The 11,917-nt window shown below is 36.5% G+C and carries 8 protein-coding genes; all 8 read left to right on the forward strand.

The window, feature by feature from the left end; translation table 11 throughout:
• The first annotated feature begins 7 nt into the window (after positions 1-7).
• The 8 genes from C1631_RS16855 to rnhA all read left to right on the forward strand — a co-directional run bounded on the left by C1631_RS16855 (position 8) and on the right by rnhA (position 11,777).
• The gene (locus C1631_RS16855; RefSeq protein ID WP_103246833.1) at positions 8-370 is read left to right on the forward strand and encodes a hypothetical protein; all 363 of its coding nucleotides are present in this window, start codon (positions 8-10) and stop codon (positions 368-370) included.
• A gap of 92 nt (positions 371-462) precedes the next feature.
• Positions 463-1,698: an MFS transporter gene (locus C1631_RS16860; protein WP_103246832.1), complete on the forward strand. Its 1,236-nt coding sequence runs from the start codon at positions 463-465 to the stop codon at positions 1,696-1,698.
• A 440-nt stretch (positions 1,699-2,138) separates the two neighbouring features.
• On the forward strand, positions 2,139-4,223 hold the full coding sequence (locus C1631_RS16865; RefSeq protein ID WP_109713498.1) for an FIDD domain-containing protein: 2,085 nt from the start codon (positions 2,139-2,141) through the stop codon (positions 4,221-4,223).
• A 293-nt stretch (positions 4,224-4,516) separates the two neighbouring features.
• Positions 4,517-5,128, forward strand: a complete 612-nt coding sequence (locus C1631_RS16870) for a hypothetical protein (protein WP_103246830.1) — start codon at positions 4,517-4,519, stop codon at positions 5,126-5,128.
• A gap of 29 nt (positions 5,129-5,157) precedes the next feature.
• Positions 5,158-7,254 carry an FIDD domain-containing protein gene (locus C1631_RS16875; RefSeq protein WP_165828322.1) on the forward strand — a complete coding sequence of 699 codons (2,097 nt, stop codon included), beginning with the start codon at positions 5,158-5,160 and terminating at the stop codon, positions 7,252-7,254.
• Between the two features lie 99 nt (positions 7,255-7,353).
• On the forward strand, positions 7,354-9,510 hold the full coding sequence (locus C1631_RS16880) for an FIDD domain-containing protein (RefSeq protein WP_109713502.1): 2,157 nt from the start codon (positions 7,354-7,356) through the stop codon (positions 9,508-9,510).
• 155 nt (positions 9,511-9,665) lie between these two features.
• Positions 9,666-11,252, forward strand: coding sequence for a replicative DNA helicase (gene dnaB / locus C1631_RS16885; RefSeq protein ID WP_103246828.1), 1,587 nt, complete (start codon positions 9,666-9,668; stop codon positions 11,250-11,252).
• A 48-nt stretch (positions 11,253-11,300) separates the two neighbouring features.
• Positions 11,301-11,777 (forward strand): ribonuclease HI, encoded by a 477-nt coding sequence (rnhA, locus tag C1631_RS16890; protein WP_103246827.1) that lies wholly within the window; start codon positions 11,301-11,303, stop codon positions 11,775-11,777.
• Positions 11,778-11,917 lie beyond the last annotated feature (140 nt).

Raw genomic sequence — 11,917 nt, forward strand, 5'->3', positions numbered from 1 at the left:
GAAAATAATGAAAGCATCTGTACTGTTAAAATCGTCTTTATTAACATCTTTATTTGTCATTACCTCTTGTGCCACTACAAAATATAGTGAAGACATTTCAAAAAATAACTATTCTAACCTTGAAGCAGGGAAAATCTATAAGGTTACTATGAGAGACGGCTCTCCTAAGCAAAAAATTCTTTTTAGAAATGTTGTAGGAGATAATCTTGTAGGTACAGCAGGTAAAAAAGACAGTACAGAAGTAATTATTCCTAAAGCTAATGTAGCAGCAGTAAAAGACAGCAGAAAAGCAAGAATTGCTACAGGTGCAACGATAATTGGTGCTGCAGGTGTTGCTGCCATCATCATCAGTGCATCAAGAGCCGACTAAAATAGATTTTATCTTTTGAAATATATTTAATATATCTTTCAAAAATTGTCATATGAATAGCCTTAAATAAATTTTTAGGGCTATTTTTGTTCATGATTTCCTTTACCCCGTTAAAAACATTACAAAATGTTGAATTCAGGAACCTTCTAACCGGAAGATTTTTTATTGTTTTAGCTTTCAGAATGCTTGCCACCTTGTTGGGATGGTGGGTATATCAATTGACAAAAGATCCTTTTTCTATCGGACTTATTGGTCTTTCGGAGGTAATTCCGGCAGTAAGCTGTGCTTTGTATGCCGGTCATGTTATTGACATGAATGAAAAAAAACGGTTACTGCTTATTTGTAACTACGCTTACATCTTTCTAATCGGGCTTCTGCTGATTCCTGCATTCCTCAATGTGGAAATGCATTTTACAGGCCATCAGGTTACCTATTTTATTTATGGAGTAATCTTTTTCACCGGAATTGCGCGTGCTTTTATTGGTCCCATTGTACCTTCGATGATTCCGAAAATTGTAAAAAAAGAAAATCTACCCAATGCTGTAACACTGAATCAGGCGACTTTTCTTATATCTTCAGTATGTGGCCATGCCATTGGAGGGCTTTTGATTGGATATTTTGGGGTAAAATGGACACTTGTTGTTATTTTATCTTTAATATTCGTTGCTTCACTTTATTTCTGGCAACTGAATAAACAATATTCAGAATACAAAAAGGAATCGGTAAATGTTGTTGATAGTATGCGTGAAGGGATTTCTTATATTTTTAAAACCAAAGAAATTTTAGGGGCCTTGTGTCTGGATATGTTTGCTGTACTTTTTGGAGGTGCAGTAGCTTTAATCCCCGTATTTGCAACGGATATACTTAACTCCGGTGCTGAAGGTTTTGGGTTGTTAAATGCAGCTTCAGATATTGGTTCCATGTGTATTATCACCCTATTATCAATTGTTCCTTTGCGTAAAAACCAAGGCAGAATACTCCTTACAGTAGTTACCGGCTTTGGACTGTGTATTATTGGATTTGGTCTCTCCAAATTGTATTGGCTGTCTTTTATGTTTTTGGTTATGAGCGGAATGCTTGATGGCATTTCTGTTGTAATCAGAGGAACTATTGTACAGTTGAAAACACCGGATCACATCAGAGGCCGCGTACTCAGTGTTAACTCAATATTCATTATGTCCAGTAATGAAATGGGACAATTTGAGAGCGGGCTCATGGCCAAGTTATTAGGGGTCGTTCGATCTGTTGTATTTGGCGGAACAATGACTGTTTTAGTTGCTCTAATTGTGGGCAGTACCAATCCTAAACTGAGAAAAATGCAATACTAGCTTCCCTAAAGATTTAGAATCACTTTTAACATATTTTAAAGAACATCTCCATTGAAGCATCAATGGAGATGTTCTTTCTTTAGAATTTTTTCACTTGTTTTTATAAAAAATCAATATCAATTTCATAAATAATATTAAATACTTAAATAAAATACAAATTAATCAATCTATTGCTGATTATATTGTATTTTATTTATATTTGAGTATAAAAATTATTTCACTATGGACGTCATTTTAGTCTTTAATTGTCCTAATTATTTTAAGGCATTCTTTCAACGTGCAGAACCAAGGTTATCTACGCAATTCGAAAAGTTTTTAAAATCTGAGCCCTCAAGTACCCAGTGCTAACAAATGAAAATTTTCACAGCATTCAAATAAATGACCAGATAGGGATTGATATTTAAAACAAATAATAACTATTTTTCTATAAAAAACTAAATATGAAAAAAACATTACTTCTTTTTTTAATTGTATTTCTGTGTCAGCATTCATTTGCCCAGCAAGATTGCATTACCGCAATGGCAGTATGTGGTAACTCCGATATTTCATACATTCCAGATGGACCTGGCGTCCAGGAGCTTCCCGACGGAAACTGCAGTCTTTTTACAGAAAAATATTCTGTATGGTATAAGTTTACGATTGCCACTGCCGGAACATTAACATTCACAATTACTCCCCTTCAAAGTACTGCAACGGATTATGATTTTTACGTATGGGGCCCCAATGTTACCTGCAATAATAAAGGCAATACAATCAGGTGTAACACCACATACACTTCCGGAGCTACAGGACTCAATATGACGACTACTTTTCCTTATGCCGGTACCGGAACAGCAAATTTGGGGGCATGGTGTAAGTATATGGATGTTTTACCAGGGCAAACCTATTATCTTCTGGTCAATAATTATAGTGCCAATGCTAATGGGTTTTCTCTGACATGGGGAGGTACAGCAACATTAGCATCTCCCTTTAACAACCCCACATTTTCTCCCAACCCATTTATACCACCCGGTATACCAGCTGGTAATCCTGCAGATCCCAATGAAGTAATTGTATGTACAAATCCCACTATTTTTGATTTTAGTTCCTTATCAGCAGGAATTATCAATGGTAATTCTAATTTTGCAGTTACATACCATACCAACCAGAACGACGCACTGGCAGGAAACAATCCGATTGTAACACCACAGACCATAAATACAAACACCACATACTATTATAGCATCCATTATCAAGATCCTACTGATCCGTACAATCCTATTAACTCATGCAAACAAATTGGTAAATTTAAATTCAAAGAAGGAAATATTATCGCTAATGATGCAACTTTAACAATGTGCAATAACAACAATATCGGTACTGCAATTTTTGATTTAACAACGGCGAATGTATACGGAGGAACCGCAACAAAGAAATACTACCCTACCATGGGTGACCTCAACACAGGATCCAACCAAATTACAAATCCAAATGCTTATTTATCATCAACCAATACCATTTATGTACTGATAACGTCCCCATATGGATGTACAGCCACAGCAAAGATCAATCTAACTTTCTATCCTCTCGTAATTGTAAAAGATGCAGAAATGAAATCCTGCTATATAGAATCTAACCCCTCAACCGCTTCATTCAATTTGGCCAATGCATCTGTAACTACCCAATCTACCATCACTAAAAAATACTTTCCTTCTTTTACCGATGCCATTAATGGAACAAACGAAATAAATAACTCAACAGCATATATAGCTCCTTCCGGAGTAGTATATGTAAAAGTTACAGACAGTCGCGGATGCTTTTCAATAGCCAAGATTATCTTAGCTGTCCTGCCTCCTATAAAATCAGACATCTTAAAAGACAAAATAATTTGTATGGAAGGCAAAACAACATTGGATGCCGGGCCAGGTTTTACAGGGTATGAATGGAGTACAGGAGCGACAACTCAATTCATAAATAACGTAGGGGTAGGATCTTATTGGGTAAGACTAAAGACAGGAGAATGCTTTACCACTCAAAAAGTAAAAGTTTACCCATCTGAGCAACCAGTGATAGCCAACATTGAAATTTCTAATAATACAATAATCATCAATACTACAGGAGGAACTCCACCGTACAGCTATTCTATAGATAATATCACATGGCAGAGTTCTAATATATTCACGAACATTTCAAGAGGAAACCACAATGTTTATGTAAAAGATTCTTACAATTGTGTCCCTATTAAGATATCCGTTGCCATTCTAAATCTGGTGAACATTATAACACCCAACAATGACGGCATTAATGATGCAATAGACTATTCAGCATTAGGAGATAAACAAAATCTCATTATGAATGTTTTTGACCGATATGGCAATAAAATTCACCAAAGCGATCAGCAATCCGGTTATAAATGGGATGGTACCATTGGGGGCAAAAAGGTTCCAACAGGAACCTATTGGTATACAATAACATGGACTGAGAATAATAAAAAAAATACATCTTTCAAATATTCAGGTTGGATTTTGGTAAAAAACAGAGAATAAAATATTCAAATAGTGAACGGTCACCACCTTTACAACTCAGAGTAGAAAACATTCTATTCTGAGTTTTATTTTTTTAATTCCAAAGTAATAAAAGTAACCTTTTCAGAAATTAAGATTTGATGAATATCAGCGCGGGTATACCAAATTATAAAAATCCTCGTTTATAAAATAAATTTAATCGAAATAGTGAAATACATTATTACAAACCAATACTCCACTTTCCTTAAATATATCTCAAAATCTTTAATTTAACGTTAATAATTTTTTATATTTGCTATATAAAATATCCCCTTATGAATAAACCTTTACTAATTTTATCCCTACTTATAACATGTTTTTGGGTAAAGGCACAGACTTTTACCGATAAAACCCTATCACAGGCTGTTTTACAGTTCAATACCGCTAAAACAGCAAACGAATATGACAATCTTTTTAACAACTTTTCAACTGCAAAAACATCTGAAAAGTGGCAGGCAGACTACTACTCAGCCGTTGCTTTATACCTTAAGAATGAAGCCCTTCTAAAGAAAGCTTCCGGAGCTAGCCTTATGGACGACAATGCTTTAGCTAGAAAAATAGCAACAGGAGTATGGACAATACAAAAAGACAATGCCGAGATTAACATATTATTAGGTTTACTGTATGTTCAGAAAATGCAGCTTGATGGCTCTCAAAGCGGTCAACCAGACCTAAATGTCATTTCTCAAAGTATAGCAAAAGCTGAAGCTAACTCCGTCAATAATCCGAGACTGACTATCCTTCAAGCAAAAATCAAAGAAAAATCAGGAGATAAATCCAATGCTGACATTTTATACCATAAAGCTTTAGGTGAATTTTCCATTCCAAAATCTTCAGACAACCAATCTTCCTCATGGGGAAAGCAATTGGTGCCCTCTGTACAATAATCTGGAAATAACAAATTAAAATGATCAACATGAAAAAACATCTACTCGTTTTTCTATTTTTCTTAGCTCAGATGGCTTTTGCACAGCAAGATTGTACTTCTGCCATACCGATATGCAGCGATGCCGCTATTTCCCTGACACCTAACGGATGGGGATCTGTTAAAGAAGGCCAGGTAGGTTGTCTGGGACCTAACGGAGAGAGTAATTCCATATGGCTTACCTTTAGCATAGAGACCGCAGGGACACTGACTTTTGTAGTGACTCCCACAGGCCCTACTGCAGTAGGGATTGACTATGATTTTGCACTGTATGGCCCCAATCATAACTGCGCCAATACAGGTGCCACCCCATTAAGATGTTCTTATGCTGGTGTTAATTCAACCATCATAAACCCTACCGGGCTTGATATGACCTCTACCGATACCACGGAAGGAGGAGGAGGAGATGGCTATGTAAAATATATTGATGTCCTTCCCGGACAGGTATACCATCTTCTTTTGAATAATTATTCTCCACTCATTGCTCCATTTACCTTAACTTTTGGAGGAACAGCTAAATTATTGACTCCTTTTGATCATAATTCCACACAGACTTATCAGCCAAAACCGTTTGTACAGCCGGGACCTACTCAAAATGGTGAAATTCCGGTTTGTGGAAAAATTGTAAATTATGATTTCTCTACTTTTTCGGCACAGATATTAAATACCAATCCTAATTTTATTGTAAAATATTACGCCAGCAGTGCAGATTCTTCAAATGATGCCAATGCTATCACTGCACCAACCAATATCGACGTAACAAATACCTATTATTATGCTATTAGTTATGTAGACCCTAACAGCCCAAGCAATTTCTTAAATCAATGTAGAGAATTTGGTCAGATAAAGTTTTTGGACAAATCATTTACCCTGAATCCGGCAACACTTACCTCGTGTAGCAATAACAATTCAGGAACGGCACTATATGATCTGACAACAGCAACAATAGGTGCAGACCCCATTCATGTATTAAAGTATTATCCATCCATGTATGATCTTAATAATGGCACCAACGAGATCACAAACCCTTATCAATATGTTTCAGCAGAAGGATCTGCTTTTGTAAAAGCAACAAACCAGTTTGGTTGTACTGCTACTACGGAAATCACTTTAAAGTTTTTCCCTCTGGTAACAGCACGTGATGCAGAATTAACAACATGTTTCTTAGAAACCAACCCATCAACAGGTTTATTCAATCTGAACAATGCTGTAGTGACAGATCTGGGAAATACGTCAAGTAAAAAGTTCTTCCCATCCTTAATAGATGCAGTAGACTCAACCAACGAAATACTTAATTTCGCCAACTATATCGCTCCTAATGGAGTGGTATATGTACGGGTATTTGATAACAGAGGATGCTATACCGTAGTAAAAATCACTTTAAAAGTAACTCCTCCCGTAAGATCTGAGGTACTGAAAGATAAAATCATTTGTATAGAGGACAAAACATCGTTGGATGCAGGACCTGGATTCAAAAGTTATGAATGGAGTACCGGAGCAACAACACAGGTAATCAATAATGTAGGAGTAGGAACCTACTGGGTAAAACTAAAAACAGGAGAATGTGTTACAACACAAACTGTTAAAGTATATCCTTCAGAACAACCTGTTATCAGCAATGTTGATATTTCAAACAATACATTAACGGTAAATGTAATCGGAGGAACTCCGGATTATCAGTATTCAATGGACAATATCACATGGCAAACCACCAATGTATTTTCAAATATAGCAAGAGGTAGTTACAAACTATATGTAAAAGATGCATATGATTGTGAGCCCATTGTAATCACTGTATTGGTTCCCAACCTTATTAACGTAATTACTCCTAACGGAGATGGGGTAAATGATACAATAGATTACTCTGCCATTGCAGATAAACAAAATCTGATATTGACTGTTTTTGACAGATTCGGTGCTAAAATCCACCAGGCTGACAAATCGAACGGATACAAGTGGGATGGAACAATTGCCGGTAAAAAAATACCAACAGGTACCTACTGGTATTCCCTAACCTGGAATGAAAATGACAAAAAGAACACAGCGTTTAAATTCTCGGGATGGGTTCTTGTAAAAAACAGAGAGTAATTATATAATAATTAAAAGCCGCTAAAGGCGGCTTTTACTCTTTTAAAAATGATAAAAATTATTTTGCACAATTTTGTTTCACAAAAAATCATTTTAACAATGAAAAAAATACTACTCTTTTTAATTTTATTTATAACTCAAGCAGTCTATTCACAATCAGACTGTATTTCTGCAATACCCATTTGTGGTAACTCTGATATTTCATATAACCCTTCCGGTCATGGTAATATCGTAGAAATCCTTAAACAAAATGGAGGATGTCTAAATTCCAATGAAAACTTATCGGTATGGTATACTTTTACTGCAGCAACATCAGGAACTCTGGCATTTACCATCAAACCCAATCAGCAAACTGATGATTATGACTTTGCTGTTTACGGACCTTCTACAACCGGATGCCCAGGCGTAATTCAAGATCCGGCACAAAATATTTTTAAACAACCGATCAGGTGTAATTTCTCAGGTGCATCAGGAGATACAGGACTGGATATCAACATGGTACCACCTGCAGTATTTCCTACTTTCCCTCCCAACTCTACAGCAGATATGAACAACGGTACTAAGTGGAGCCCTTATATGAACGTTTTGGCAGGTGAAACTTATTTTCTGATTATCGACAACTACCGTAGTACAGCCAAAGGATTCTCTATGGTATGGTCCGGTACTGCAAGTTTAAGCTCAGCCTTTAACGATCCGGTTCTTGCGCCTTATCCATTTATAACACCGGGAATTCCTGCCGCAAACCCTGCTGATCCAAGCCAGGTTATGGTTTGTGGATTACCTACACAGTTTGATTTCTCAACTCTGACCGGTGCTATTATCAACGGAAACAGCAGTAACTTCCATGTGAGCTACCACCGCAACACCAATGATGTACTTACAGGGGAGAATCCACTTGGAATAGAAACTGTAAATGCAACTACAACCTACTATTACAGAGTCGTATATCAAGATCCTACAAATCCGAACAACCCGATAAACGGATGTTTTATTACCGGAAAATTCAATTTTGTTGATGCAAGCATCACTGCAAATACTGCCACTCTATATTCATGTAACAATAACGGAGAGGGTAAAGCAAAATTCGATCTGACACAGGCTAATGTTTTCGGAGGGCCGGGAGCTACTATTAAGTACTATCCTACTCAGGCTGATATGAACGCTGAAACCAATGAAATTACAGATCCTGTAAACTATCTTTCCCCAGAAGCAACCGTTTACGTAAGGGTAATTTCTAATTTTGGATGTAAGGCTACAACAACCATCAGGTTATTGTTTTTCCCAACGGTTAATCTGACAGATACTACAATCGAAAACTGTTATATTGACAATGATATTACACGTTCAACCTTTGATCTTACCAAAGCTTCAATCGGTCTTCCCAACCCGATTCCTGCCAATACCATTATTAAGTATTACAAAACATTGGGTGATGCTAAGAACCAAACAAACCCTATTCTAAATCCTTCAGCATATATTTCGGAAAACACAATAATATATGTAAGGGTTGAAAATGATAAGCACTGTTACTCTATTGGTAAAATCACTCTGAAAGTATTACCTCCAGTAACATCAAGTGTCCTAAAAGACAAAATTATCTGTGCGGAAAACAAAACCACACTGGATGCAGGACCTGGATTTGTTAGCTATGAATGGAGCACCGGAGCAACAACTCAATCTATCAGCAATGTTGGCATAGGAGCCTATTGGGTAAAACTTCAGACTGGAAAATGTTTCACCGTACAGGAAGTACATGTACGCGCAAGCCAGCAGCCAGTGATTACCGCTATAGAAATCACCAATAATAACATCACTGTTACCGCTACAGGTGGAGTTCCTCCGTACAAATATTCTGTGGATGGTGTTACATGGCAGGATTCCAACTCATTTACAGGGCTTCCTAGAGGAGAGAATACCATCTATGTAAAAGACACCTATAATTGTACTCCAATTCAGATAACCGTTACAGTTCCAAACCTGATTAATGCAATTACTCCAAACGGAGATAATATCAATGATTACATTGACTATTCAGCCTTAGCTTATAAGAAAAATCTTGTATTCACGGTATACGACAGATACGGAAACAAACTTTATGAAGCCAACAAGTCAAGAAATTTCACATGGGATGGAACAGCTTTTGGCAAGAGAATACTTACAGGAACTTATTGGTATACAATTTCATGGAACGAAAATGATAAGAATAGTACCGAAACAAAATATTCAGGATGGATATTGGTAAAAAATAAAGAATAAGTTCTTATCTTAAGATATTAAAAAAATCACCTCAGACTGAGGTGATTTTTTTATCAACACATGCAATCGCCTGTTGACAGTATTTCCAGAAAGACTGCTAATAATTTGTTGAATACTATTTTTTTATTATTTTTTAAATAAACTATCTTTGCACCATGGCGCAGAAAGAAACATTATCATCCCTTACACACGGAAACTTTGCAAAAGAATTGTCTATTGCGGATGGAAAAATGCCTCCTAATGCAGTGGATTTTGAAAGACTTGTTATCGGAACCTTTTTGATTGATAAAAAAGGTCTTGACCATTCCATTGACCTCCTTACCCCGGAAGTATTTTATGATCCCAGACATCAGATCATTTTTTCTACAATTTTAAAGCTTTATGAAGGCAATCACCCGGTAGATTTAATGACGATTATTCAGGATTTAAAAAAAAGTGATAAATTAAGCCAGGCTGGAGGTGATCATTATATCATTGATCTGACAATGGGAGTAAGCTCCTCTGCCCATATTGAATATCATGTACGTGTTATTCTTGAAAAATATATTTTAAGAAGTCTTATTAATGTTTCAGCCAATGTAATCGATTCTTCTTACAAAGAATCTACAGATGTTTTTGAACTTCTGGACAAAGCAGAACAATCATTCTTTGAAATCACCAACGGAACGATTAAGAAGGGATTCGACACCGCAAATTCTTTAGTAAAACAAGCTATTGATACCATCAAGGCTTTAAAAGACAAGGAAGGTATTTCAGGAGTTCCTTCAGGTTTCAGAGATGTAGATAAAGAAACCGGAGGCTGGCAGAATTCCGACCTTATCATTATTGCAGCTCGTCCCGCAATGGGAAAAACCGCTTTCCTTCTTTCCATGGCAAGAAACATTGCAGTAGGTTACAAAATACCAATGGCCCTTTTCTCTCTCGAGATGGCATCTGTACAGCTTATCACAAGGATGATTGCTTCCGAAACCAGAATTTCTTCTGAAAAACTAAGAAAAGGAACTCTTGATGACGAAGAATGGCAAAGACTATTTTCTAACGTTTCTGAATTGGAAAATGCTCCCTTATATATTGATGAAACCCCATCCCTTTCCATATTCGATTTCCGAGCAAAGTGCCGAAGACTGGTTATGCAACATGGAGTAAGACTGATTATGGTCGACTACCTTCAGCTGATGACGGCAGGTGGTGGTGGAAAAGGTGTTGGAAACCGTGAACAGGAAATCTCCATGATTTCAAGATCATTAAAAGCAATTGCAAAAGAACTTAATGTACCGGTAATTGCCCTTTCTCAGCTCTCCCGTAGTGTGGAAACCCGTCCCGGAAAAAGACCTCAGCTCTCAGATCTAAGGGAATCCGGAGCGATTGAGCAGGATGCGGATATCGTATCATTCATCTTCAGACCTGAATATTATAAAATCACTGTATGGGATAATGATGAAGAAGGACAGGAAACTTCTACAGAAAATCAGGCCGAATTAATTATTGCAAAACACAGGAATGGTGCTACTGCTGACGTAAGGTTATCTTTCTTAAAGCATTTCGCAAAATTTGGTGATATTGAAGCAGCCCTCGATGGTGGTGCCGGAGGAGGTTACCCATCCAATTTTGGTGAACCTAGTGGATTTGATAAAATCAAAACCACCATTCAACCTGGAGCAGCCTTTGATTTGCCGGATAGCTCAAAACTTTCAGGGTCATCCATGAATGACTTTGACGACGATGATGATTTTCCGTTTTAGCCCTTATATTTATAAGAAGATTCAATAACTCATTTTTATACAGCAGATTTGAAAATCGAAATCTATACCGATGGAGCTTGCAGTGGAAACCCCGGAAAAGGAGGATATGGAATCCTTATGCGTGTTCCTGAAAAAAACTATCAAAAGACATTTTCCAAAGGGTTCAGAAAAACCACTAATAACAGAATGGAACTGCTTGCAGTGATTTCAGCACTGGAAAAACTAAAATCTACAGAAAATGAAATCCATGTTTATACGGATAGCAAATATGTAGCTGATGCCGTCAATCAGAAATGGATTTCAGGATGGATTAAAAGGGGGTGGAAAAATGTAAAAAACCCTGATCTCTGGAAAAAATTCATTGAGCTTTATAATAAACATACTCCACATATGCATTGGATTAAAGGCCATGCAGGTCACTTCGAAAACGAGCTATGTGACAAATTAGCCGTTGCTGCTGCCAACTCTCCGGATTTAGAAATTGATTCTTATTTTGAAGGATTAGATAACAATTCTCTTTTTTAATTCAATTAAGACAATTCCATATTTACATCTATAACTTTACTTATTTTATCATAAGAGATAATATTTATTAAATAATATTTTATTTTTTTAACAAAATTAACATTAAATACACATTTATTTATCAGGATTTAATATCTTTA

It is taken from the genome of Chryseobacterium phosphatilyticum (assembly GCF_002899825.2).
Lineage (GTDB): Bacteria > Bacteroidota > Bacteroidia > Flavobacteriales > Weeksellaceae > Chryseobacterium > Chryseobacterium phosphatilyticum.